24 protein-coding genes are annotated in these 24,697 nt (G+C 56.9%); 12 read left to right on the top strand and 12 right to left on the bottom strand.

Annotated features, from left to right (window positions below; translation table 11 throughout):
* Positions 1-12: 12 nt before the first annotated feature.
* The 3 genes from P1U45_RS01435 (at position 13) to P1U45_RS01425 (ending at position 3,632) form a co-directional block, all read left to right on the top strand.
* Positions 13-1,002, top strand: coding sequence for an endonuclease/exonuclease/phosphatase family protein (locus P1U45_RS01435; RefSeq protein WP_301057152.1), 990 nt, complete (start codon positions 13-15; stop codon positions 1,000-1,002).
* A gap of 67 nt (positions 1,003-1,069) precedes the next feature.
* Positions 1,070-1,585, top strand: coding sequence for a hypothetical protein (locus P1U45_RS01430; protein WP_301057151.1), 516 nt, complete (start codon positions 1,070-1,072; stop codon positions 1,583-1,585).
* A gap of 139 nt (positions 1,586-1,724) precedes the next feature.
* On the top strand, positions 1,725-3,632 hold the full coding sequence (locus P1U45_RS01425; protein ID WP_293607451.1) for a sodium:proton antiporter: 1,908 nt from the start codon (positions 1,725-1,727) through the stop codon (positions 3,630-3,632).
* On the opposite strand, the gene P1U45_RS01420 is transcribed toward P1U45_RS01425, so the two are convergent.
* Positions 3,602-4,330, bottom strand: coding sequence for a SprT family zinc-dependent metalloprotease (locus P1U45_RS01420; protein WP_301057150.1), 729 nt, complete (start codon positions 4,328-4,330; stop codon positions 3,602-3,604). The genes P1U45_RS01425 and P1U45_RS01420 overlap by 31 nt on opposite strands.
* A 73-nt stretch (positions 4,331-4,403) precedes the next feature.
* On the opposite strand from P1U45_RS01420, the gene P1U45_RS01415 reads away from it, so the two are divergent.
* A complete protein-coding gene (locus P1U45_RS01415; protein WP_301057149.1) occupies positions 4,404-5,996 on the top strand; it encodes a hypothetical protein in 1,593 nt (530 codons plus the stop codon).
* A gap of 79 nt (positions 5,997-6,075) precedes the next feature.
* Here the strand turns inward: P1U45_RS01415 and phaZ are convergent, their stop codons facing one another.
* Together phaZ and P1U45_RS01405 are read right to left on the bottom strand one after the other, a co-directional pair.
* Positions 6,076-7,371, bottom strand: coding sequence for a polyhydroxyalkanoate depolymerase (gene phaZ, locus P1U45_RS01410; protein WP_301057148.1), 1,296 nt, complete (start codon positions 7,369-7,371; stop codon positions 6,076-6,078).
* A gap of 140 nt (positions 7,372-7,511) precedes the next feature.
* Positions 7,512-8,237 carry a glutathione S-transferase family protein gene (locus P1U45_RS01405; protein ID WP_301057147.1) on the bottom strand — a complete coding sequence of 242 codons (726 nt, stop codon included), beginning with the start codon at positions 8,235-8,237 and terminating at the stop codon, positions 7,512-7,514.
* Positions 8,238-8,324: 87 nt separating this feature from the next.
* Here P1U45_RS01405 and P1U45_RS01400 point away from each other — a divergent pair, with 87 nt between their 5' ends.
* Positions 8,325-9,026, top strand: a complete 702-nt coding sequence (locus tag P1U45_RS01400) for a YafY family protein (protein ID WP_293607445.1) — start codon at positions 8,325-8,327, stop codon at positions 9,024-9,026.
* Here P1U45_RS01400 and P1U45_RS01395 read toward each other — a convergent pair.
* Positions 9,011-9,649, bottom strand: coding sequence for an SCO family protein (locus P1U45_RS01395; protein ID WP_293607443.1), 639 nt, complete (start codon positions 9,647-9,649; stop codon positions 9,011-9,013). The two genes, P1U45_RS01400 and P1U45_RS01395, sit on opposite strands and share 16 nt — an antisense overlap.
* A 67-nt stretch (positions 9,650-9,716) precedes the next feature.
* Between P1U45_RS01395 and P1U45_RS01390 the strand changes: the two genes are divergently transcribed.
* Both P1U45_RS01390 and P1U45_RS01385 read left to right on the top strand, forming a co-directional pair.
* Entirely contained in the window at positions 9,717-11,117 is a 1,401-nt protein-coding gene (locus P1U45_RS01390; protein WP_301057146.1) for an ActS/PrrB/RegB family redox-sensitive histidine kinase, read from the top strand.
* A 16-nt stretch (positions 11,118-11,133) separates the two neighbouring features.
* The gene (locus P1U45_RS01385; RefSeq protein ID WP_293607439.1) at positions 11,134-11,700 is read left to right on the top strand and encodes an ActR/PrrA/RegA family redox response regulator transcription factor; all 567 of its coding nucleotides are present in this window, start codon (positions 11,134-11,136) and stop codon (positions 11,698-11,700) included.
* On the opposite strand, the gene P1U45_RS01380 is transcribed toward P1U45_RS01385, so the two are convergent.
* On the bottom strand, positions 11,697-12,089 hold the full coding sequence (locus tag P1U45_RS01380; RefSeq protein ID WP_301057145.1) for an MAPEG family protein: 393 nt from the start codon (positions 12,087-12,089) through the stop codon (positions 11,697-11,699). The genes P1U45_RS01385 and P1U45_RS01380 overlap by 4 nt on opposite strands.
* 28 nt (positions 12,090-12,117) lie before the next feature.
* On the bottom strand, positions 12,118-13,032 hold the full coding sequence (locus P1U45_RS01375) for an SDR family NAD(P)-dependent oxidoreductase (protein WP_301057144.1): 915 nt from the start codon (positions 13,030-13,032) through the stop codon (positions 12,118-12,120).
* A 108-nt stretch (positions 13,033-13,140) separates the two neighbouring features.
* On the opposite strand from P1U45_RS01375, the gene P1U45_RS01370 reads away from it, so the two are divergent.
* Positions 13,141-13,695, top strand: a complete 555-nt coding sequence (locus P1U45_RS01370) for an N-acetyltransferase (protein WP_301057143.1) — start codon at positions 13,141-13,143, stop codon at positions 13,693-13,695.
* Here the strand turns inward: P1U45_RS01370 and P1U45_RS01365 are convergent.
* The 4 genes from P1U45_RS01365 to P1U45_RS01350 are packed head-to-tail and all read right to left on the bottom strand — an operon-like array spanning position 13,619 to position 20,270.
* Positions 13,619-15,646: a hypothetical protein gene (locus P1U45_RS01365; RefSeq protein WP_301057142.1), complete on the bottom strand. Its 2,028-nt coding sequence runs from the start codon at positions 15,644-15,646 to the stop codon at positions 13,619-13,621. The genes P1U45_RS01370 and P1U45_RS01365 overlap by 77 nt on opposite strands.
* Entirely contained in the window at positions 15,643-18,456 is a 2,814-nt protein-coding gene (locus tag P1U45_RS01360; RefSeq protein WP_301057141.1) for a DUF4159 domain-containing protein, read from the bottom strand. Before P1U45_RS01360 ends, P1U45_RS01365 begins: the two co-directional genes overlap by 4 nt.
* On the bottom strand, positions 18,453-19,322 hold the full coding sequence (locus tag P1U45_RS01355) for a DUF58 domain-containing protein (protein WP_301057140.1): 870 nt from the start codon (positions 19,320-19,322) through the stop codon (positions 18,453-18,455). The genes P1U45_RS01360 and P1U45_RS01355 overlap by 4 nt, the downstream gene beginning before the upstream one ends.
* Before the next feature lie 3 nt (positions 19,323-19,325).
* A complete protein-coding gene (locus P1U45_RS01350) occupies positions 19,326-20,270 on the bottom strand; it encodes a MoxR family ATPase (protein ID WP_366144973.1) in 945 nt (314 codons plus the stop codon).
* A gap of 133 nt (positions 20,271-20,403) precedes the next feature.
* Between P1U45_RS01350 and P1U45_RS01345 the strand changes: the two genes are divergently transcribed.
* Genes P1U45_RS01345 through P1U45_RS01330 form a run of 4 tightly spaced genes read left to right on the top strand, consistent with a single transcriptional unit; the run spans position 20,404 to position 23,163 of the window.
* Positions 20,404-20,988 (top strand): DUF1285 domain-containing protein, encoded by a 585-nt coding sequence (locus tag P1U45_RS01345; protein ID WP_301057138.1) that lies wholly within the window; start codon positions 20,404-20,406, stop codon positions 20,986-20,988.
* Entirely contained in the window at positions 20,985-21,617 is a 633-nt protein-coding gene (locus P1U45_RS01340) for a CoA pyrophosphatase (RefSeq protein WP_301057137.1), read from the top strand. Before P1U45_RS01345 ends, P1U45_RS01340 begins: the two co-directional genes overlap by 4 nt.
* Entirely contained in the window at positions 21,614-21,973 is a 360-nt protein-coding gene (locus tag P1U45_RS01335) for a hypothetical protein (RefSeq protein WP_301057136.1), read from the top strand. Before P1U45_RS01340 ends, P1U45_RS01335 begins: the two co-directional genes overlap by 4 nt.
* Positions 21,970-23,163, top strand: coding sequence for a CCA tRNA nucleotidyltransferase (locus P1U45_RS01330; RefSeq protein WP_301057135.1), 1,194 nt, complete (start codon positions 21,970-21,972; stop codon positions 23,161-23,163). The genes P1U45_RS01335 and P1U45_RS01330 overlap by 4 nt, the downstream gene beginning before the upstream one ends.
* On the opposite strand, the gene P1U45_RS01325 is transcribed toward P1U45_RS01330, so the two are convergent.
* Positions 23,160-23,663 (bottom strand): TspO/MBR family protein, encoded by a 504-nt coding sequence (locus tag P1U45_RS01325; RefSeq protein ID WP_301057134.1) that lies wholly within the window; start codon positions 23,661-23,663, stop codon positions 23,160-23,162. The two genes, P1U45_RS01330 and P1U45_RS01325, sit on opposite strands and share 4 nt — an antisense overlap.
* A gap of 131 nt (positions 23,664-23,794) precedes the next feature.
* Positions 23,795-24,685 (bottom strand): oxygen-dependent coproporphyrinogen oxidase, encoded by an 891-nt coding sequence (gene hemF, locus P1U45_RS01320; protein WP_301057133.1) that lies wholly within the window; start codon positions 24,683-24,685, stop codon positions 23,795-23,797.
* Positions 24,686-24,697 lie beyond the last annotated feature (12 nt).

Below are 24,697 nucleotides of genomic sequence, written 5' to 3'. Positions count from 1 at the left end.
GGCGGGGCGCGTATGCCAGTCATTCGACTGACAAGTTTCAATTGCGAAAACCTGATGATGCGCTTTGCCTTCGATAAGGTTGGCATCCCTCAATTGCGCCGGAAACTGACCATGGTGTCCGATCAGGACGCAGCGGATGCTGTGGATGGCGCGTTTAATGTATTGTCGGAGGACGACCGGACGCTGACCGCGCAGGCGCTTGCGGCTACCGGATCGGATATCTGCGCGCTGCAGGAGGTAGAAAACCTCGTCACGCTCACAGCCTTTCATAACCGCTATCTGCGGCGCTGGTCGCGAAGTGGCTATCAGTCCCGCATACTGAGAGAAGGTAATGACGGCCGGGGCATTGATGTTGCCGCGCTGAGCCGTAAACGGCCCGATGACATTATCAGCCATGCGGACGTCACGCTGACTGATCTGGGTATTGTGCCTTTGCCCGAGCAGTCGGCCCACGCACCGGTATTTCGACGCGACTGTCTTCAGTTGGAATTTACGTTCGGCGATACGCCGCTGACCATTTTTGTCTGCCATTTCAAATCAATGCATGGCGGACGGTGGGAAACGCGCACCATTCGCGCGCAAGAGGCGCTGGGTGTGCGGCGATTGATTGAGCGCCGCTTTGACGACCCTGCCGAGGCTAACTGGATTGTCTGCGGCGATCTCAATGACTTCCTCGAAAAGGATGGCGAGGTAGATACCGGACATGGTCTCGGCCCGCTGGTCGATGGCGGTTTTGCGCTGGACGCCCTGATGATGTCAGACAAACCGGCGCTGGAGCGATGGACGCATCATTATCCTGACGAAGACAGCTATGCCGCGCTCGACCATTTTCTTCTGTCACCAGCTCTTGCCCGTAAGAACCCGCGCCCCGATATGCGCATAACACGCAGCGGTCTGCCCTGGCGGGCTGAGCGTTACACAGGAATGCGACTTCCCGGCATTGGCTGGACGGCGCCAAAAGCCTCGGATCATTGTCCGCTCACGATCGAATTTGAAATCTGAGCTTCGCGGTTGATATTAAACAGAGAACGGGGCACGAACCCGTTGGGACAGAACAAGGATGGCTGACATGTCGCGTTTTGATGACCTCGTAGAAACGGCAAAAAAGTATCAGGATCGCGCCGCGGAGAACTATGACCGTATCCGCAAGCTGGCCAGCGAACTGAAAGACGGGTTTTGCCAGTATCTGGGAACCGGTCATGGCGTATGCGTACATCTCGTGCCGCCGGTCGGGCAGTTTCAGCCGAAGACAGATCTCGATACTGCCTTTTCTATTCCGCCACGTGGTTTCCGTCCGCTCGGGCCGGTGCTGTTCGGTCTCGCTGTACGCGTTTCAGAGGGCACGGACTGGATCCGTGTGGTCATGCATTGCCACAAACAGGGCGAGCGGTTCATGATCGCGATTGATCACGGCCCGAACTACACGTTCAAGCTCCCATTGTCGGAGAATGACCCGTCCGAATTTTACGATCTTCTGTATCGTCACATCACATCCCAGTTTACCGAGGCGATAGAGCGCTATGATCGTGGAACCGATGCGCGTTCTATTGGTTTCGATTTTAGCGATCCGAATGAAACAGCCTGATACGGGCAATTTGGCTGGGATCAGTATTAACAGTTTGAACATCTGGCTTTGACGCTTTGCGCGCTTGGTACTCCGGCGATGACTGGTGTAGCATTCCTGCGTGAGAGGCGTTCCGAAGCACTAAGGGGAATACTCATATATGGCTGTAAACGGTGAAACGGCGGCGCTTCTGTCGCCGGTAGAGGCGGTTGCGCTGATTGGCGTTCTGGGCATTGGCGCTCAGTGGCTCGCCTGGCGAATGCAATGGCCGGCTATCGTTATGATGAGTGCGGCCGGCCTGATTTTTGGTCCGCTCTCTGCCTTGCTATTTGGCATTCCGGTGCTGTCGCCTGACGAAACGTTCGGCGATTTGCTGCGTCCGATTGTGTCGCTTGCGGTCGCGATCATCCTGTTTGAGGGCGGTCTTGTTCTGAAAGTGCACGACCTGCGGGAAGCGGGATCGGCGGTGAGGCGTCTTGTGTTCTTTGGCGGACCGATAACCTGGGTTCTCGGCACGCTTGTCTGTTATTTCCTTGCCGATCTTGGCCTCGGTACGTCGATCCTGTTCGCCGGCATTCTGGTTGTGACTGGTCCGACGGTGATTATGCCTTTGCTGCGCCAGTCCAAACTTGGCGGACGTGTAGGTAAAGCGCTGAAATGGGAAGGCATCGTCAACGACCCTGTGGGCGCGTTGTTCGCGGTTGCCGCGTATGAGGTTCTGCGTGTTCTCTCAGCCGAGCAAAGCGCTTTGTCTATCATTGGCTGGATCCTGTTTGCCGCCGTTTCAGGCGTTGTTATCGGCATCGCGCTTGGCAAATTCCTCTCTGCTGCGTTCCGCAATGCCTGGCTTCCTGAATACCTCAAAGCCCCTGTCATTCTGATCAGCGTTCTGGCCTGTTATGCGGGTGCTGAGGCGATCGAGCACGAGATTGGTCTGGTTGCTGTCACCGCATTCGGTATGACGCTTGGTAATTCCAAGTTCGCCAGCCTTCAGGACCTGCGACGCTTTAAGGAGAATATCGCGGTTATTCTGGTGTCGGGCGTGTTTGTGATCCTGACTGCAAACCTCACCATCGAGACCATTGTAAGCGCGCTGAACCTGCAAACCGCGCTCTTCCTGATCGGTATGCTGTTTGTCGTGCGTCCGCTTTCCGTCGCGATCTCCACATGGGGTGAATTGAAGCCGAAGGAAATGTTCCTGACAGGCTGGATCGCGCCGCGCGGTATTGTTGCGGTTGCCGTGTCCGGCTTCTTTGCGAGCCGTCTGGCCACGCTCGGTGATGGCAGTTCTGACCTGCTTCGGGGCGCCGAACAGATTGTGCCGCTGGCTTTTGCCATCGTCTTCACAACGGTTATTGCGCACGGCTTCACTATGGGGCCGCTCTCTCGCAAGCTGAAGCTCGCGCATTCAGGCCCGCAGGGTGTCCTGCTGGTTGGCGCCAACATCTGGAGCGTCGGGCTCGCGAAAACCCTCAAAGAGGCTGGTGTGAATGTGATGATGGCGGATACAGACCTGCGTCGTCTGCGTCCTGCACGTGAGGCGGGCATTTCTGTCTACACAGGTGAAGTGCTCTCTGAATCTGCCGAGCACCGCATGGATCACTCACTGTTTGCCTTCTGTGCGGCGGTGAGTGCCAACGATTATTACAACGCTCTGGTTTGCCGTCATTTTGGCCCTGAGCTTGGTCGTGACCGGACCTTCCAGCTTTCGACCTCTGACAATGAAGAAGATTTCCTCGGTGTGCCGCGTGCCTCACGTGGACGGACACTGATCCGTTCGGGTCGTAACTATGACGGTCTGATCCGCGATCACTATAAAAAATGGATCTTCCATAAGACTGACCTCACGGAGAAGTATGACTTCGAGACGTTCAAGAAAGAACGTCCGGATGCAGACCTCATCGCTGAAATCCGAGCGGATGGTACGATTGCTATGATTGGTCCGGATCGTCCGGCACGTGGTGAGATCGGATCGCGCATTATCAGCTTCGGCCCGGACGCCGCTGAGAAAAAGGTCCCGATCGAGGTGACTGACGGTCAGCCTCCGGCGGACCCGGAACTTCCATAAGCATGTAAAAGGCGCCCGTTCTGCTTCAGCCAGTTGCGGGCGTTTTTATGTGGGCCATAACTCTTCTCTACCAGCGCCCAGAAGTCGGCTGAATGGTTCATCTCTATGAGATGGGCGACTTCATGGGCCGCGACGTAGTCCAGAATGCGTGGCGGTGCGAGAATGAGCCGCCATGAAAAATTCAGATGCCCTTTCGACGAGCATGACCCCCAGCGAGACCGCGTGTCACGGATGGTGATCTTCACCGGATCGACAGCCAGTCGTTCCGCGTGAACATCAACGCGCTCTTTAAGTGCCTCTCGTGCCTTCATTTTCAGATAGCGCAGAACACGGTCCGAATAGGTGATGTCAGCGCCCGGGCTATCGAGCTGCGGCGGTGTGCCCTCAATCTGACGTGTCCGACCGCGCGCTCCGGATTGCGTGAGAAGGTGCATTTCCCCCGAAACGGGGATTTCGATCCCTGGTTCCAGCGTGATAACGTCAGGTTGTCGGCAGATCTGATTTTCAATCCAGCCCGCCTTGGATTGAACAAATTTTTCTGCTGCTTTGTAATGGCGGGGTGATGGAGCCGTAACAACAGGGGACTGCGTTTTTGGATCTACACGTAAAATCAGGCGTTTAGCCCTTGGATTGACGCGGAACAGAACGGAAAGTTCTGATCCGGACGGTGCTGCGATGTCGATTCGACGTGTGTTCATATTTGTATTGTTATACGCAGTTTCGAAGGGGAAAAACTGCTAACCTCAGGGTTCAGGAAGAAGGGAATTTCAGATGAAGAAGATTTTGCTCGCGAGTGCTGCTGCGCTGACGCTTGCCGCCTGCGGTGGTGACGGTCCGGCTGCCAGCCCGGAAGACATTAACGCAGCGCTGACACAGCTGTCACTGCGCGATTCCGGCTCAGGCCGCGTGGAGTTTGAAGACCGCTCTGAAAGCGGCAATGACGTTGTGTTCCGCAATGTCATGATCCGTACCAGCGATTTTGAAGCCGACGCCGACGAAGGTGATGAGGACGGTATGGTGGAGGTCGACGTTGACGGCTCCGCTGACCTCAAAGCTGAAGAGATGATCTTCACCGGTCTCAACGTCGATGATGCAGGCATGGCCAACTTCTCTCGCATGGTCATGAACGCAATCGAAGTGGTTCCGACCGATGAAGTTGAGGCAGAGAGTGCAAGCTTCACTATCGGCCAGATCGCGCTCGACGGGCCGTCTGCGCAACTGGCAGCATGGCTTGGCGGCGTGTTCGGCCACTCCGAAGCGGCTGACCTGCCAGACACAGAGAATATGAGCTTTGACGGCCTGTCGCTGACGAACCTGCTTGTTGCAGGTGAAGATGACGATTCCGGCATGATCAACCTGTCGGTCGCATCGATTGAAGCGGAAGATTATGGCCCTGAAACCATCGGTTCGTTCGCGGTAGATGGTGTCAGCTTCGCATTCGACGATGGTGACGAGTCCGGGACATTCACACTCGGTAAAATTTCTGTCGGCGGTGTGAATTCAGCTCTGCTGAACGCTCTGATGAATGCTGAGAACGAAGAAGCAAGTGCTGATCTGATGAGCGCGATCTACGGCAATCCGATGGATCCTGGCTTTGACGAGTTCTCTCTGGAAAACATGAGTTTCAACGGCGTTGGCCTGGCTGTGGCGCTGGATGATCTCTCGTATGATGTGTCCCGCAACTCAGATGGCGTGCCTACACGTTTTGTCATGCCTGAATTTACACTGACGATTGATGCAGATGCTGAAGGCGGCGAAGTAGGTGCGCAGGTCGCGCCTATGCTCATGATGGTCGGTCTGGAGCGCATTGTGCTCTCGGGCTCAAGCAACAGCACATATGATCCGGAAACCGACATCTCCACGACTGAGAGCAGCAGCTTTGCGATTGAAGACGTGTTCACCATGTCGTCTGTCAGCGAGATTGGCGGCATCAGCGCCATGGCATCGGCGCTGGAGGGCATGGACCCTGACGCCTTCGTCACTGGCGAGCAGGATCCGCAAGCTATGATGATGGAGGTTTATTCCGAGCTGGATGTTCACCAGCTGAGCTTCACAATCCGTGATGAAGGCCTTCTGGACAAAGTCTTCGCGGTTATGGGCCCGCAACAGGGTATGACTGCTGAAGACATGCGTGGCATGGCGGTCGGTATGACGGCTATGCTGCCAGCGATGACAAGCGGTATGGGCATTGATCAAGCGATTGCGACCGATCTGGCGACGGCTCTGCGCGTCTTCCTCAGCGGTGAGCAGGACGAGCTGACAATCTCGTTCAACCCTGAAACCTCCTTCGCGCTGGGCGATCTGATGGCCGACCCGACGCTGCTGACACAGGAACGCCTCGGCTTCACAGCTACGGCGAACTAACTGTTAGAAGCCTGAAACAATAGAAAACGCCCTCAGCTGATGCTGAGGGCGTTTTTGATTCTGCGATTTGGAGAGGCGCTTATTCTGCGGCCATCAGGAACGCACTATTCCATTCGGATTCCAGCTTTGTATCGTGGAATTTATGGATGAAGTTCACAACGCGCGGTACGATTTCCTTGCGGAATCGCGAACCGTTGAACACGCCATAATGGCCGACGCCCGGCTGGATATAATCAAGCTGCATATCTTCTGGCAGGTTCGAGCAAAGATCATGCGCCGCCTGCGTTTGGCCGATGCCCGAGATATCGTCTTTCTCGCCTTCAACCGTCATGAGCGCTGTCTTTGTGATCGTTGACGGTTTCACAAGGCGCCCGCGATGCATGAATGTGCCAAGTGGCAGCTCATGGTTCTGGAAGATGCGCTTGATCGTATCGAGGTAGAACTCCGCTGAGAGGTCGAGCACCGACAGATATTCGTCATAGAATTCGCGGTGTTTGGAGGCGCTGTCGCCATCATCACCGACCAGATGTTCGAAGAATGACCAGTGGGCATCCACATGGCGTTCCCAGTTCATGTTCATGAAGCTGGAAAGCTGCACAAAGCCCGGATACACGCGGCGCATCGCGCCCGGATAAGGCATTGGTACGGTGTAGATCATGTTCTCTTCGAACCATTCGAACGGGCGTTCTTCCGCAAGAAGGTTTGGAACGGTCGGGCTTTTGCGACAATCAATCGGCGAGCCCATAAAGGTCATGCTGGCCGGCACATTCGGATCATTGTCTTCCGACATGAGCGCGATAGCGGCCAGAGTAGGCGGGCCCGGCTGGCAAACGGCCAGCACGTTTGACCCCGGACCGACTTCGCCAATCATGCGGCGGACATAGTCGATATAGTCGTCCAGGCTGAACCGGCCCTGGAAGAGCGGCACCATACGGGCGTCTGTCCAGTCGGTGATATAAACTTCGAAATGCGGCAGGAAGGCCTCGACTGTACCACGCAGCAGGGTCGCATAATGGCCAGACAGAGGCGCTACGATCAGAAGGCGCGGTTGAGGCGCGGCATCGCCCAGCGCATCCGCAAGTTCTTCCGGATCGCGCTGGAAGTGTACCAGATTACACCAGGCATCAGACCAGACCGTCTCAACGTCTACCGAAACTTCTTTGCCATTGATCTCTGTGTGTTCCAGACCCCAGACAGGCTTGCCATAAGACCGCGTCAGAGACTCGAACAGGGAAGACGTGGCGGCAATCGACTTTCCGAATTCTGTACGTGAGAGCACGTTATAGTCGGATTCAAACATAATCCGGTTGGCGCGAGCGAACATACGCATAGGCGCGGCGGCTGCGCGGTGCATCTCAATCATGGAGTAGAGCATTTTGGCCCTTTCGGTCGATAACAGCAATTATTGTTATGTTGCGCTGCAGCATACGATAATCAAGCGCTTTTAACAACTGGTCTACGCCAAAAGGGGAATTGGGGGCACGGCTTCGCGTTTGAGGCGTGCCCCAATCATGTTTATGCCATTTCAGGCACTGGCCAGTTATGGCCGGTCAGATAACGCGCTTCCATTCGAGTGATATACTCAACCAGATTTTCATGTCGCCGCACGAGGCCCGAAAGCGGAGTATCAAAGAATTCAGAAGCAGCGGAAATCAGAACGGCGGCAACGCCAGCGTCCGCAGCGGCGGGTGCATCTCCGAACAGGTAATCCTTATCGCCAAGGAAATTCGCAATCGCAGTGATATCGCGATCGGCGAGTTCCAGCTGTTCGGCTTCGGAATGTCTGCCAAAGCCCTGGCCGTGCATATAGGCTTTAATACCGCCGCGAACTTCGTCTGTAACTGCCTTACGCTGGGCCTCGGGCACGCCCATGAAAAACAGGCCGGGACCTTTATGGAAATTGTCATCCTTCAGCCAGCGCTGGGCCAGAATATTGTTGACGACATTGTCTTCCGCCATGCGCTCAAGCGCCCAGCCAGTCGCTGCCTCTGCTACTGACAGTCCGTGATCGAGAGACTTTCCGAGTTTGTTTTCCAAGTGCCAGCGAATGAAGTTAGTGTCTTCGATAAGCGTGCCATTGTCCACCAGATAAGGGGCTTTCATCTTGGGAACGGCTTCAAGGTCGGCAACTGCCAGTTCGAACTCCACGCCCAGCATTTGCAGCTGGATAAGTGACTTCATGACAAACGAACTCGGCGACGGGCAATCGAACATCGGGCCCCATCCATAAAGTGTAATCATCCTGTTTTCTCCTCGTTGAAAGATATCCCTTGCTAACGCAGGGCTACTGCCAACATGCTGTCAGTATGGTGGGACTAGGATGATGACATGAGACGAACCGAACGCCTGTTTAAAATCATTCAGATCCTGCGACGCCATGATCGCCCGGTCACCGCGCATGAACTTGCTGAAGAGCTCGAAACATCGCTTCGCACAGTCTATCGCGACACGGCTGAGCTGATCGCGCAACGCGTGCCGATACGCGGTGAGGCCGGCATGGGCTATGTGCTGGAAGACGGCTATGACATGCCGCCGCTCATGCTGACAGCGGATGAGTTGGAGGCGGCAGTGCTCGGCGCGAAATGGGTCGAAGCGCGCGGCGATACGCATTTGCAGCGCGGCGCAAAGGATCTGATTGCCAAGCTGACAACGGCGGTCCCCAAAACGCTCCAGCCGGTTATTGTAGATAGCGGGCTGACGCCGATCAGCTTCCGGCCGCGCCTAATCGACACTGTGGATGTGTCGCTTATTCGAGGGGCCATACGCGACCGCCATAAAGTTCTGATGACGTACTCAGATGAGAAAGAGAAAACGAGCGAACGTATTATCTGGCCGTTCCTGCTCGCTTATTCGGAAGACTACCGGATGATCTGCGCCTGGTGCGAACTACGTCAGGGCTTTCGCCACTTTCGGACTGACCGCGTGCAGTCAGCCCTCGTCATGGAAGAGCGCATACCCGAACGCATCAGCTCACTACGAAAAGCCTGGCAGGAAGAGCGCAAACGAGATGCCAATCAGCCTTCGGCCTGAGGCAGGAAATTGGTCATGCAATCTGCCATATCGCGCGGGTTCTCCGTTGCGATGAAGAATGTGTCCATTTCCCAGTTTTCGTCCATCAGATAGATGGCGGCTGAGTGGTCGAACACATAGCCGATCGCGCTGTCTTCCTGCTCGCTGACGGAGTAAATGGCCTGAAACGCGTCAGCGGCTTCGCGGATTTGCTCGTCACTGCCAGTCAGGCCAACCATGTCGTCTGGATAGTACGGGTTGGAGACATAGGCGCTCAGCACTTCCGGTGTGTCGCGCTCTGGGTCGAAGCTGATCAGCATGACACGCGGATGGACCATATCTTCTGGCAGTTCCTCCAGCGCATATGTGATCTTTTCCATGATGACCGGGCAGGCATCAGGGCAGACCGTATAGCCAAAATACATGAGCGTCGGGCGGCCCATATAATCTGCCTGTGTAACTGGTGTGCCTGTCTGGTCGATCAGGCTGAAAGGCCCGCCCCAGCCATAGTCGCCACGCGACATGCAGGTGTTCTGCTCGCCGGATGATTGTGCGACATTGGTCGAACCATCATTTCCGCAGGCTGCAACACTGAGTGCTGTAGCGAGAGCGCAGGTACGAAAAAGCGTAGAAGTAGAAATCATGGGACTGGTCCTTTAACACGGGTTCAGATAGGACAATTCGGGACGGAATAAAATACCGGGCGGGACCGTGGCTGATACACTCGACGATCAGAGTACCATTTTTTCCCTTCCAAAAGAGGGGCTTGGCGGAGTCGGCTCGGCATTCGGGCGCCTCAGGGTGCGCACCTTTGTCGCGACTCGTTGGCTGGCTATCCTTGGACAGGCGATTGCCGTCCTGTTTGTTTACTTCGGTCTAGGCTTCTCGCTCTCTCTGGGGCTGTGTCTTGCCGCGATTGCCGTATCGGCCTGGCTGAACGTTTTCGTGATGATTGCGTTTCCGAGCCAGCGTCTCGCGACAAAGCCGGAAGCAGTCGCCCAATTTGCCTTTGATATTCTGCAGGTCGCATTTCTGATCGCTATTACGGGCGGTCTGGAAAACCCGTTTGTGCTGATGATTATGGCACCGGTGACGATTGCGTCTGTTAGTCTTGAAACGCGCTATTCCATGGGGCTCGCTTTGCTGGCGCTTGCCTGTACAGCCGCCATGGCGTTCTTCCATTTGCCCCTGCCATCGCCGCCCGGCGAAGATTTGCAAGTGCCGATCCTGTTACAGATCGGGCAGTTCTGCGCGGTTGCGATTGGTCTGGCTTTCTTCGCACTGTCCTCCATCCGTGTGTCGCGTGACGAGGCCCGACTGGTACGTGCGCTTGATGCCGCTCAGGTCGTTATGGCGCGCGAGCAGAAGTTATCTGCGCTTGGCGCGCTTGCAGCCGCCACAGCACATGAGCTCGGAACGCCGCTGGCGACGATCCATCTGGTCGCTAAGGAAATGGCAGCAGACCTTGGGGATGATGACCCGCATAAGGAAGATGCGCGTCTTCTCTCCGAACAGGCAGACCGGTGCCGGTCCATTCTGCGACGCCTGGCGCAAGAGCGCGAAACCGGCGACATCGTTCACGCGCGTATCCAGCTCTCTACTCTGGTAGAGGAAGCAGCTCGTCCACATAAGGGCCGCGATAAGCTGGTGGAAGTGCGCACCTTTGCTCATTCAACCGCGACGGACCTCACAGAGCCGAAGCTCGACCGGTCCCCTGAAATTCTCCACGCACTTGGCGCGTTTGTAGAGAATGCGGTCTCCTTCGCAGACAGCTATGTGTCCCTTGATGCGGTATGGAGCGACCGGATTATCACCATCTCTGTGACGGATGATGGCCCGGGTTTCTCGCCAACTGTCTTGCCTAAATTAGGCGAACCTTATATTTCCGAGCGCAGCCAGAAACACGCCGGGGGCGGCGATATGGGGCTTGGTTTCTTCATTGCGAAGACGCTCATTGAACAGAGCGGCGGTGAGGTGGCGACCTTTAACCGTCCCGAACCTGAAAAAGGGGCGGTTGTCCGGCTGAGATGGGAAAGAGCTGCGCTTGAGGCCGAAACGACTTGGTCTGCGCACGAAACGGGCTTAGATGATTTAAGCCCTTCGAGTGAATAGAAGCTGGACAGATATTATGAGTGCTGAGATCGACATCCACAAAGCTCTGGAAGAGCTGACTGACCGAACACTGATGGTGCTGGATGATGACGCGCCTTTCCGTACGCGTCTGGCGCAGGCACTCACACGTCGTGGCTTTACAGTTTCTGCAGTCGGCACAGTCGCTGAGGCGAAAGATGTTGCGCGTCTGAACCCACCGGCATTCGCGGTTATCGACCTGCGCCTTGAAGACGGATCAGGCCTCGAAGTTGTTGAAACGCTTCAGGAGTATCGTGAAGACGTTCGTGCGATCATGCTCACAGGCTATGGCGCGCTGGCGACGGCTGTTGCGGCCGTGAAAGCGGGTGCGATCGATTACCTGTCCAAGCCGGCTGATGTTGAAGACATCATCAAAGCTCTGGTTGCGCAGCGCGATGAAGCGCCTGAGCCACCTGAAAATCCGATGTCTGCGGACCGCGTTCGCTGGGAGCATATCCAGCGCGTCTACGAGCTCTGTAATCACAATGTGTCCGAAACGGCGCGTCGTCTGAACATGCACCGCCGTACGCTTCAGCGTATTCTGGCAAAGCGTGCGCCGCGCTAGAACAGTCGCGGTAGCAAAAACAACGCCCACATCGCGTAAATCGCCAGCCAGTTAACGGTGAAGACCAGTCCACGACGGATAATGTTCGTGGACAGCGTTGCTGCGAGCAAATGCCAGATACGTCCAGCAAGAAAGACGATGGCCAGCGCCAGATACGCCCAGTTTACGAGGTTTTCTGCCCACAGCATCGCGACCAGCGCATAGAAGAGAATGGGCGCTTCAAACTGGTTTTTGAGGTTGGCGCTGATACGGGCCTCAAGCGCTTCGACGGGCTGTCCCGCGCGCTTCTGAAAACGTACCACAGACAGCCAGCAATATAACACGAAGAGGATGCCAAGATGACCAGCGACAGGCCAGAGAATTAGGTCTCTGTCGATGATCTCAAACATTGGCATCCTTTCTGAATATCAGGCCCGCTTATACCGGGTCATAAGGGAAGACGGACGCCGATGCGCCAAGGTCTTCCATGTCGTTCTTCATAGCCGGAAGTGCGGTATCCAGAATGCTTTCCGGTGACCAGCCTTCCAGACTGGCCATGCTGCGTACCGGACGTGGCTGGCTGAACAGAACAAGCTCGTTGCCGCGAACCGCAAAGATCTGGCCAGTCGTGTCGCATTTATCAGAACACAGGGCGAGCGCCAGATTGGAAACCTGCTCCGGACGCATGGCATTCTTCATGCGCTCGACGCGTTCGCGGCTGGCTTCGTCCGTTACCGGAATGGACGCAATCATGCGTGTCCAGGCGAATGGCGCGATGACGTTGGAGCGGATATTCTTACGCACACCTTCCATCGCGATAATGCGCGAGAGGCCAACAATACCGAGCTTGGCAGCCGCATAGTTTGCCTGGCCGATATTACCGATGAGGCCGGTTGTAGAGGTGAAGAAGACATAATTGCCGTTCTCGCGGTCGCGGAAGTATTCCACGGCGGCGCGTGCCACGTTGTAAGAGCCGCGAAGGTGTACCGCGATTACGGCATCCCAGTCGTCTTCGCTCATTTTGTGGAACATTTTATCGCGCAAAATGCCTGCCGGGTTGATGATGGAATCCAGCCCGCCAAATTCTTTCTTCGCACCTTCCACCATCTCTTTGACGGCTTCAAAATCTGTGACGCTATCGGAGTTGGAAATGGCCGAACCGCCTTTGGCGCGGATCGCTGCAGCAACTTCTTCTGCCGGACCGGCACTGCCTTCATCGGTGCCAGACAGGCTGCTACCCAGATCGTTGACGATGACGTTCGCGCCAAGCTCGCCTGCCATCAATGCGGTGGCTTTACCGATGCCATTACCGCCACCTGTGATGAGGATGGTTTTGCCGTCCAGAATTCCCATGAATCTCTCCCTGTTTGTCTTGTTGGGAGACACGTTAATCAGCCCGTTCGTGCTTGGAAAGGCGAAACTCCTCTTGTCTGACACCACTATCCCCAGTAGACGCGCCGGATGATCATTTACGACCGCGAGATTCCAGACCGTGATGGCCGCGCAATCGAACGTCTGTTCGATGCGACCTTCGGTGCGGGACACTTTGCCAAGACGGCAGAGCGGGTGAGGGAGTATTCCTACTCTCTGCCGGAGATCACGCGTGTTGGTCTTCTGAATGGACGTTTGATTGCGGTTTGCCGTGTCTGGCCGATCTTTATTGGCAGCACGCCAGCCCTGTTTTACGGGCCGATTGCCGTGGCGCCTGAGTATCAGGGTGGCAAGGTGGGGCGCTCTGTCACTGAAGCGTCGCTCGAAGCAGGCCGTGCCTCAGGCCACCAATGGGCATGCCTGATCGGTGCCCCGCCATATTTCGGGCGGGTCGGATTTGAAGTGCCCCCACATGGCAGCGTTCAGTTTCCGGGGCCGCAGGACCAGTCCCGTATCATGCTCAAACGCCTGCGTGCGCCGGAGGATGAACCCTTCCCGACGGGCGCGGTTACCTACCCTCGCGACGCCATGCGAGCAAGAGCAACCCAAAGAGCATACCTGCGACGAGCCAGGTTGGAAGAATAGGCTGGCTGCTGGCATCGCGCACAGCATAGGCCTGACGGTCTCGTACTCCGATCCAGTTACCATCACCGCCGCCGCGTGACGTCATGCGAAGTTCCGGTGTGTCGCCCGCGTCTGTCAGGCGTGTGACGACGCCGTTGGTCGCTTCGGCCAATGGCAGGATACGTTCGGTGGTGGAAAGAAGATCAGCAAATTCGCGAGGTTGTGCCGGTCCGTTGAGGAATATTGTCTCCAGATCACCAACGGCTGCGCGGTAAAGGCCGAGCTGTTCTGACGGAAGGCGTACTTCCTGAACGCCATATTCGTTTTCGGCCCAGCCGTATGTGCTTTCGCTTCCGTCCGGAAAGATGATGTTGAGACTGTCTGGCGTCGAGGAAAGTGATGTCAGATTGGCGATAATGTCTTCGCCTTCACTGCGCATTGTCAGCCGTTCTTCTTCCAGCTCCGGTTCGCGCATCGTCCAGTGAACGATACGGCGTACCAGTTCTGCAAACGGACCGCCGCCTTCATGGCCGCGCGCCCAGAGCCAGAGCTGGTCTGACATGAGTTCAGCCACGCGGCCTTCGCCGACGCGGTCGACGGCGAGCAGCGGCTGGCCGTCTTCAGTAGTCATCAGCACATCGCCGGTGACTTCGCGCGCGCCGATATAGCGATACCACGGGCCGAGCGCATCTTGCTCCAGCGTACTGGTGATAGAGTGGCGCTCTCCCAGTCCTGAGATTTGCGGAACGAAGCGCTGTGTCTCAACCACACCTGTCGGGCTGAGCGGCAGAACTGAAGCGAGCGGTGTGCGGTGAAGGCTGGCAGGCCCTGCAAATGGCTCGCCTGCAGAGATGATCAGCGCGCCGCCCTGATCGACATAGCGGGCAATATTGTCGAGATACCGCAGATGAAGCACGCCGCGACGGCGATACCGGTCGAAGATGATCAGATCAAACTCACGCAGCTTGTCTTCGAACAGTTCGTTGGTCGGGAATGGAATGAGTGCCAGTTCGTCCGTAGGTGTCGCGTCCTGTTTGTGTGGCGGGCGCAGAATAGTGAAATGGACAAGGTCCACCATCGGGTCGGACTTGAGAAGGTCACGCCATGCGCGGCCACCGCGGTGTGGTTCGCCGGTAATCAGCAGAACGCGCAACGAGTCGCGAATGCCGGTCAGCGTCATCGCGGTGATGTTGTTCGCAGCGGTCAGTTCGTTCTCGGCTTCAGCAATTTCGACGGTGACAGTGTTCGGGCCACGACGATCAATGGTAACGGGCACCTCTGTTGGCTGGCCGGTCTCCACCAGAATACGCCGGGCAGGTTCGCCGTTCACAGACACGTCTACCGTGGTTGTGATGGTGTCGCTGGCGGTCACAAGAATCTGCATAACGGCTTCGTCGCCGACAATTCCGTAGCTTGGTGCGGATACGATCTCGACGCGGCGGTCGGTTTCATCTTCTGAACCGATGATCAGGCCATGCACCGGACCGAATTCTTCAAGGTCTTCGGTCGCTTCCGGAATATCGTGCGCCTGACCGTCTGTGATGAGGATTGTGCCAGCGATCTGATCACGCGGTGTGTCCGCAAGCGCGGACGTCATCGCAGCAGCAAGCTGTGTTTCTGGCGCGCCGGGGCGGGTTTCAACCAGTTGCACATTTACATTTTCCAGCGCGGCGAGCTGGCTCTGCAACGCGGCGGAGACTTCGTTTGCAATTGCCCGCCGGTCTGCAACCCCCATGCTGGAGGACTGGTCGACCACAATCGCAACTGTGCTCGGCAGCGCTTCGCGGTTTTCGCGTACCCAGAGCGGGTTGGAAATCGCAGCAGCAATAAGTGTCAGCGCCAGAGCCCGTGTCAGCCAGGCGCGTCCGCGCCTGACGAGATAAAGACCCCAGACAATCAGAGCGACGATGCCGAGCGCGATAAGGACCGGCCAGCCAAGATGCGGATCAAAGCTCAGATGTGCAGCTGTCATCTGTCGCCTCCCGGTGTGAGGTCGCGCGGGTTGCGATTTTGATCACGTCCACGGCCCGGCAGATCGTCATCGGACTCGCCCAGACGTTCCAGAAGGGCAGGCAGGTGGACCTGATCTTCTTTGTAATTACCGGTCAGAATATACATCACGATGTTAATGCCGGTCCGGAAGGCAAGCTCACGATTGCGGTTTCCACCGTCTACGGAATATAGCGGCCGTCCGACTTCATCGACGGCCCAGGCTGATGCCATATCCGCGTCGGTGATGAAGAGGGTGGAGACACCATCGCCGCGACGTTCATCGCGCTGAGTGCCTGCGCCGCTCTCGATCCAGAGTGGGCGTCCCGGATAGCGACCATAGAAGCCGTCCAGCAGATAGAAGGCGCGTGAGAGGACATGATCTTCGCTAGCCTGCATCAACGGCGGCACATCAAGACCGTTGAGCAGGTTTGTCAGGCGCTCATCCGTTTGTGTGCCAATGCCAGAACCTGAGGTCGTGTCGATCAGCAGGGCGCCGCCATTTCGCAAATACTGGCCGAGAGCCGTGCTCTCTTCCTCTGTCAGCGCCATACCGCTTTCCGGCATAACCAGCATGATGAACGGGAAGAGGTTGAGCGGGTCTTCCGCTAGGTTCAGCCCGATCGGTTCATCCGGCTCCACCGTCGTTCGGCGGTAGAGCATCATGGACAGGCCGCGCAGGCCTGCCTCGGCTTTTGTGTTCGCCGTCGCGTCGTCCGTGATGACATAAGCAAATCGCAAGGTGAGCGCTGCCTGCATGACCTCGTCACGCGGTTCAGATTGTTCGCGGGCCGTGCGGTTCTGCGCGTCTGCGTGATCTGGGAGCATTGTGCCGGCGCACAGAAGCATTATGGCAACGCCTGCTTCGCGGCCAAAACGCAAACGGCCTGCAATTACAAGCGACACAATCAGGTCGATGAGCAAAAGCAGCAGAGCCAGCGTCAGGAAGAAGCCGCCAAGGCGTGTGGTCGATAATTCGCCGGTGGAGCGGACGGTGACGCCATTTGGCCAGTCTGTGACGGCTTCGGGTGTCCAGCCTGCGCCCGCGTTCAGGGTGAGTGTCAGTGTGCCGCCCTGATAAAGCCCGGCAGGGTGGGCTGCGTCGGCGCGCGGCGTCACACCCGGCTCGATCTGTAGCGGGCGGGCATTTGCAGCAGGCGTGACAAAGTCGCCGAAACCCGACAGCCAGCGACGTGGGGCAAGGCTCGTTTCAGTTGTTGCGCCTGCCGTCGCGAGCTCGCGCGCGGGCAGGGTGGCGTAGCGCATCATTTCGACGAACACACCGGCCAGCGGCAGGTCTGACCATTCAGGGCCAGCTGTAACGTGAAACAGGGTGACGCGGCCGCTGCCAAGCGTTTCAGATGTTACGAGCGGTGTGCCATCGGCAAGGCGCGCCCAAGTGCGCGAAGCAAGTTGCGGGTCTGGTTGAGCAAGCACCTGACGGCGGATCATTACCTGATCGCGCGTTGTGGACAGACGGGCAAACGGACCTGTCTCGCTGAAGCTGGTCAGTTCTTGTGGCGTGTCCCACGACAAAGCGCTGTCCAGTGCACGGGATGCCCGGCGCAGACGCACCGGAAGAAGATCGTCAGATTGTGCGGCCATCCGCGGACCTGCGAAACGGATCAGTACACCGCCGTCTTCAACCCATGTGCTGAGACGTGCTTCGGCGCTATCAGACAGCTCACCAACGTCCGTCAGGATGAGAACGTTCAGCTCTTCATCCATAAGCTCATCCAGCGTGCCCTCAACAATGGTGGCAAATGGTGAGAGCGCGTTGCGAACATAATAAGCGTCAGACAGGAGCGGTTGCAGGGTCTGGCCTTCTCCAACGAGGCCGACACGGCGCATACGGCCTGCGCCGTCCCACTGCCAGACGGCACCGGCAGAGTTCTGACCGTTCAGGCGGAACCAGGACATGCCGGTCTGAATGCTTTCAGGTACGTCAAAGCGGAGTTCCGTCGTCGTTGCTCCAGCCTCAAACGCGCCGCGCGCCGTCGCCAGTGACGCGCCCGTGTCATCATAAGCTGTAATCGAAAGCTGGAGCGGTGTGTCGTCCTGTGATCGCGCGAGTGACAGGATCGGGCCATTGGCGCTGGTCGCGACACCTGTAATTCCGACGAGATCATTACCGATGACTGGAATAGCATCGACGCTCCCAATCCGTGTCAGTTGCGCGCTTAAGGCCTCAAAGCCTTCGCCGAGCTGATCGTCGCTTACCCAGACGATGTCAAAGCTGTTCGTTTCAAGGTCTGCGAGGTTTTCGGCGAGCGTCTCATAATCGGGGCGCCAGCCATTCGGGCGCATTGCCTGAACAAAGCCGCGAGCATTTTGCGGGCTTAGCCTGTCTGCCAGCGCATCTGTCAGGTCTGTCTGCGTGGAGCCAATCACATAAACGCCAAGGTCGCGGTCAATTGAGCCAAGCGTGCCGAGTGCAGCGTTCTGAATGGCTGACCAGTTCGGCGCTGCCGTCCAGCCATCATCGACAATCAGAAGAACATCGCGATCAAATACAGCGTCTTCGGCATTCTGGCGGGGCGACCAGACCGGGGTGGAAAGCCCAATAATCGCGAGCGTGATCACCAGCATGCGCAATGCGATGATCCACCAAGGCGTCTTGTCCGGTGTTTCCTCGACAGGCTCCATATCTTCGAACAAGGCAAAAGACGGAAGCGTCTGATCTTTCGGCTGAGGCGGTGTCGCGCGCAGGACGAACCATAAGAGCGGCAGACCGAGCAGGGCCAGAAGCGCTAATGGCGTCAGGAAGATAAGCGGGCCAAGCGCAAAGCTCATCGCGGCGCTCCTGCACCGGCAAGGTCCTGCATTACACGGAATGCCAGCGGACGGCGCGCATTGCCGAGAATGTGCGTTTCAAACCCCCAGCCAACACGGGCAGCCAGCGCGCGTACGGCATCCTGCCGTTTTTTGAAGCGTGCTTCGTAAGTATCTTTCAGGTCTTCTGTTCGTCCGAAAATACGTGACAACGTACTGCCCGGGCGGCGGAATTTTACCCGTCCGGAGAAGGGGAACTCGACTTCCATCGGGTCGCAAATCTGTAAGAGCATGCCCGATGCGCCGTCAGATGCAGCTGATGAGATAGCGCGGGCCATATCGTCCATATTGCTGTAGAAATCACTGGCGATAACCACAATTGAACTGTCGCGCTCAGGCACACTTGGCACGTCAGAACGGTTCGGATGGTCAAACGCTTCAAGAGACTTCTGGATCACCTGACCTGCATTGAATGCGCCTTTGCCGCTGCCAAGCACGCGGGCGCGGTCGCCTTCCGCGCAGAACTGATAGGCAAGTGCTGTCAGGATAATACGCGCTTCCTCGGCCTTGGTGAGCCCGCCCTTAATGCTCGTCCAGTCAAAGCCGGATGACGGGTCTACCCAGATTTCCATCTGGCGTGCGGTCTGCAGTTCGTGTTCGCGGATAAACAGCTCGTCGCCCGTGGCGGAGCGGCGCCAGTCAATGGCGTTGGCGCTGTCTTCGGGGGTGCGACCGCGATATTGCCAGAAATCTTCTCCATGCCCCGCACGTTGTCGCGGCGCACCGCCCGGATGAGCGGTCGCCTGCTGACGTGTCAGCACTGAAAACTCCGGCAGTTCAGAGGCCAGAGTTTCAGCTTCGGCGCGAAGACGGTTCAGATCACGCATAAATCAGCGTTTCCGGGTCGCCAGTGTCTCGATGAGTTTTGGCAGCGTCGGAGCTTCACCCGTCGGGTCGAAGCGCAGCGCCATACGGTGGCCGAGTGCCGGTTCTGCCAGAGCTTCAATATCTTCAACGCTTGGCGCGAGGCGTCCGCGAAGCAGAGCGCGAGCACGGCAGGCCAACATAAGCGCCTGACCAGCACGAGGCGACGGGCCCCACAAGACCTGCTTGCGTACAGATTCGTTCTCGCTTTGCTCAGGACGGGCGTCGCGGATCAGTTTGAGGATGCGATCAACAATTTGTGTTCCAACTGGAAGACGGCGGACCAGCCCCTGAATTTCGATCAGTTTTTCAGCCGACAGAATTTTCTGAAGCTCTGTATCGCTGCCGCTGGTCGTCTCGACGAGAATGCGGCGTTCGGTTTCTTCATCGGGATAATCAACATCAACTTTCAGAAGAAAACGGTCGAGCTGGGCTTCCGGCAGAGGGTAGGTGCCCTGTTGCTCAATCGGGTTCTGGGTCGCCAGAACGTGGAATGGTTCAGGCAGGTCATGGCGATGGCCAGCGACAGTCACATGGTGTTCGGCCATCGCCTGCAGCAGTGCTGATTGTGTACGCGGGCTGGCGCGGTTGATCTCGTCTGCAAGAAGAAGGCTAGTGAAAACAGGGCCCGGGACGAAGCGGAAAGAGCGTTTGCCGTCTTCGGTCTGCTCAAGAATTTCAGAGCCCAGAATGTCGGAAGGCATGAGGTCGGGCGTAAACTGGACCCGTCCTGCACCAAGGCCAAGTACCGTGCCCAGCGCATCGATCAGGCGTGTCTTTGCAAGGCCGGGTGCACCGATCAAAAGAGCGTGACCACCGGAGAGAATGGCGCAGAGCACAAGCTCAATTGTACGCTCCTGACCGAAGACGACCCTACCGATCTCTTCTTTCACCAGCGACAGGTCTGCCATAATGGTTTCGACCTCCGCAGTCGTCGGATCGAAGGTCTTGGCAGGCTGGGCTGCAGTTTCCGGGGCGCTAAGTTCTTCACTCATGCAGATTTTACACCTAAATCACTCTTAAGACGGAGATAAGGAGCCGCGTGTGGCAAGCCAACCGACAACAGATCTCGACCAGTTAAACAGAACATTGCAGGCGATCATTCCGATTGCAAATGGCAAGCGTAAACTTCCGCCCGTTGAAACGTGGAATCCGGAACATTGTGCAGACATTGGCATGGAAATCCGTGCTGATGGCTCGTGGTGGCATGAAGGCACAAAGTTCTCCCGTGAAAAGCTCGTCCGGCTCTTTTCTACGATTTTGCGCAAGGATGCCGACGGGTCCACTTATTTAGTGACACCTTACGAAAAGGTCATAGTTCACGTAGAGGATGCTCCCTTTCTGGCGGTTCGTGTTGATGCGGCCGAAGCTGACGGCGAGCGCGTTATTGTTGTGACCACTAATTTGGGCGACTTCGTGGAAATTGGTAGTGATAATCCGCTGCGTGTGGAGACTGATCCGGAAACGGGTGAGCCTTCGCCCTATGTTCTTGTCCGTGGCCGTCTTGAAGCCAAGCTGTCGCGTCCGGCGTTTTACGAGCTGGTTGAGATGGCAGAAGAAGTGGACGGCGAACTGGTCGTGCGTTCGCACGGACAGCGTTTCTCTCTTGGTCGGATGGACGCTGAATGAGCTGGTCCGGACCGGAGGATTTCATGGCGCGGTTAGAGACGCGCCTTATCCCTGCTTATGGTGATTTTGACCTGCCGGAAGGCGGCGATGTCATCCATCTGGATGATGATGACATGGACAATTTGCGCGATGCGGGCGTGCTGATCGGCATCGTGGACCGCGGCGGCGAGCTGAATGTCGTGCTGACAGAGCGCCCCAAAACCATGGCAAAGCATCCAGGGCAGGTGGCGTTTCCGGGTGGCAAGGTCGACCCGCATGATGAATGCCCTGTCGATGCCGCTTTGCGCGAAGCCAATGAGGAAGTCGGCGTGGAGCCGGAAGAGGTCACTTTGATGGGCCGTTCGGGGCTTTACCTGACGCGCACCGGTTTTCGCATTACGCCTGTTGTCGGCCTGTTGCCACCTGACTTTGTCGCACATCCAGACCCGCATGAAGTGGATGATGTGTTTGAAACGCCGCTCTCATTTCTGATGAACCCCGCTAATCACGAGGAAAAGTCTGTTGAATGGAAAGGCCGGCGGCACAGATATTTCGAAATGCCGCATAACGGACACTATATATGGGGTGTGACGGCGGGCGTGATTCGTGCGCTGTATGAACGCCTGTACTGTGAGGAAGAGACGACATGATGAGAATTATTGTTCAGCTTGTACTGATCTTTCTGCCGCTGGCCCTGTTTGCGGTTTACCGCTTATCGACGGCTAACCGACGTGAGCCGGGTGAGCCATGGCCGATCATCGCGCTGGTGATTACCGGTTTTGCTATGTCGATGGCGCTTTATCTCTTCCTGTTTTTCAAAGAACCTCGTGACGAGCGCACCTGCACGACTGCGCCGCGCTTTGAAAATGGTGAACTCGTGCCAAGCCGCACCATTCCTTGCGATAATGCCAGCATTGATAGTCGTCGCCATAACGTCGAGCGTCAGGCTGGCGAGGTGGACGAGAACGTGACGTACGAGCCGCGTGACACCGGCGTTGGCGAATGACGACCAGTATTCGTCGTGCGCCATGGTTTTCTGAGACGGCCACGCGGCGTGTGATGGCCGCGCTTGAGGCGGCATGCCCGTCTGGTGCGCGCTTTGTCGGTGGATGCGTTCGCAATACCCTGCTCGGTGAACCCGTGACAGACATTGATATAGCCACACAGCTGGAGCCGGACGAAACCATTGCCGCGCTGGAAGCTGCGGGCATTCGTGCCATTCCGACGGGCTATGAGCATGGCACGATTACCGCCATCGCCAATTCCGAACCGTTCGAGATCACCACACTTCGCCGCGATGTGGAAACAGACGGGCGCCGCGCGGTGGTTGCGTTCACGAAGGACTGGGCAGAGGACGCCGCGCGCCGCGATTTCCGGATGAACGCGCTTTACGCCGATATGCAGGGCGATGTGCATGATCCAACAGGTGGAGGTCTGGAAGATCTAGAGGCGCGGAGAATCATATTCATTGGCGAACCGGATATGCGCCTGCGTGAGGACCATCTTCGCAATCTGCGTTTCTTTCGGTTTTCGGCCTGGTATGCGGGCGGCATTGATGAAGACGGGTTAGCAGCCTGTGCGCGCCTGAAAGACGGTCTTCAGCAAATTGCGGCAGAGCGAATCTGGAAGGAATTTCTGCGGTTGATGGAGGCGCCTTCGCCTTACGGCGCCGTGGAAGCGATGGCTGGAGCAGGGGTGCTCTCACAAATTTTGCCAGAGAATACCGGTATTGAACGTTTGAACGGTGCGGCCCGCGTTGAAGCGGGGGCAGGGCTCAAACTGTCAGGGTTTGAACGCTTCCTCTGTTTTCTGCGGCCTGATCGGGACGTCGTGAAAGCTGTGGCCTCACGCCTGCGTATGTCCCGGCTTGATCAAGACCGTCTTGTCGAGTTTGCCAAAAACGCCGGAAAGCTTTCCGCAGACCTCACGGGCCATGATCTTAAAGCCGTGCTCTACACGATGGGGCGGATGACAGCGCGTGATGCAATCATCTGGCGCTGGGCGGGTGATCAGGACAGCCGCTGGGCATCCATCCTTGAGACGGCTGAGAGCTGGGATCGACCCGTTTTTCCCGTAACAGGCGGCGATCTCATCAAGCGGGGTGTGCAGCCCGGACCGGCCATGGGCGAGCGCCTGCGCGAACTGGAAGCGCGCTGGATCGCAAACGGGTTTTCAATGGATGGTTTGTCTGACTAGTTCAGCCAGACGATCATGCCGTTCAGGTAAGCTGCGAACGTCACCCAGCCGAGATATGGCAGCAGAAGGAATGCTGCGAACTTCGAATATTTTCCGAAGTGGAACATCATGGCAATGATGATGAACCAGAGACCGGTCAGGTCAATCAGCGCCCATAGCGGACGATGGAAGAAGAAGAAAAGGAAGCTCCATGCGCCGTTAAAGCAGAGCTGGAGATAAAAAATTCCGAAGGTTGTCGGCGCGTATTCAACATAGCTCACCTGACGGCGAACGATGATCGCGGAAATGGCCATCAGAAAATAAAGTACAGGCCAGACAATACCGAACAGATAACCCGGCGGGTTAAATGGAGGCTTGTTCAGCGCCTGATACCACGGGTCTGTTTCGCCGCCGCTGACCAGCGCGCCAGCACCTGCAATGATCACGACCGCAAGAACGATAACGAAATCGCTTAGCCAGCCATTTTTGTTATTGCGTGGTTTTACAGCCTGTGTGGTCACGTCTGCCGCTCACATTATTGAAACTTCGAAATAATATGTGCGGAATGTCGCATGGTTCCATTACCAAACAAGTAATTTCCCTTATTTCGCGAGTGGAAAGACAATTTCTTGCCGTGGAAAGAGAGCAGGCGCTAAACCCATTTCGCGACAGGCGGCATGGACGATAGAATCGAATTCACATTGCCGCCGGTTTTCAGGCCGAACGTTGTTCCACGGTCATAGAGAAGGTTGAATTCCACATAGCGGCCGCGGCGTACCAGTTGCTCTTCGCGCTCTGCTTCAGCCCAGCTTTGTTCGTAGGTCTGGCGCACAATGTCGGCATAGGTTTTTTTGAACGACAGGCCGACATCTTTGGTGAAGGCGAAGTCGGCTTCCCAGTTTCCCGAGTTGTGACGGTCGTAGAAAATGCCGCCAATACCGCGCGGCTCGTCGCGGTGTGGAAGGTGGAAATACTCGTCGCACCATTGTTTGAATTTCGGATAATACTCCGGATTGTGCTTGTCGCACGCGTCTTTCATGCCGGCGTGGAATTGCTGGGCAAGCGGGTGATCCTGATCGCGCTGGATGTCCAGAACCGGTGTCAGGTCTGCGCCGCCGCCAAACCAGCTGTCTGATGTGACCAGCATACGGGTGTTCATGTGGACGGCAGGCACTTTCGGGCTACGCGGGTGAACGATCAGCGAGATGCCGCTCGCCCAGAACATGCCGTCTGATTTATCCGCGCCCGGAATCTGTGCCGCGAAGGCTTCAGAGAATTTTCCGTAGACTTCTGAAAAGTGGACGCCGGCTTTCTCAAAGAGGCGGCCTTTGAGGAGGCCCATCACACCGCCGCCCTGATCTTCGCCGTTAGGACCTTTAGCTCGCGCCCAAGGCGTCATTTCGAACCGGCCGGGCTCACCGTGGAAGAGAGGCGGCATCACCTCGTCCTCAAGCGATTCCAGCTCTGCAATGATATCTTTCTGCAGAGCGGAGAACCATGTGCGAGCAAGGTCTTTGCGGGTTTCGAGCGTTTGGTCAGTCATTCAAATGTCCTG

Source organism: Ponticaulis sp. (assembly GCF_029210165.1).
In the GTDB taxonomy this organism is placed as follows: domain Bacteria; phylum Pseudomonadota; class Alphaproteobacteria; order Caulobacterales; family Hyphomonadaceae; genus Ponticaulis.
The sequence above is the reverse complement of the archived record's forward strand: the minus strand, read 5'-3'. Positions and strand labels throughout refer to the sequence as shown.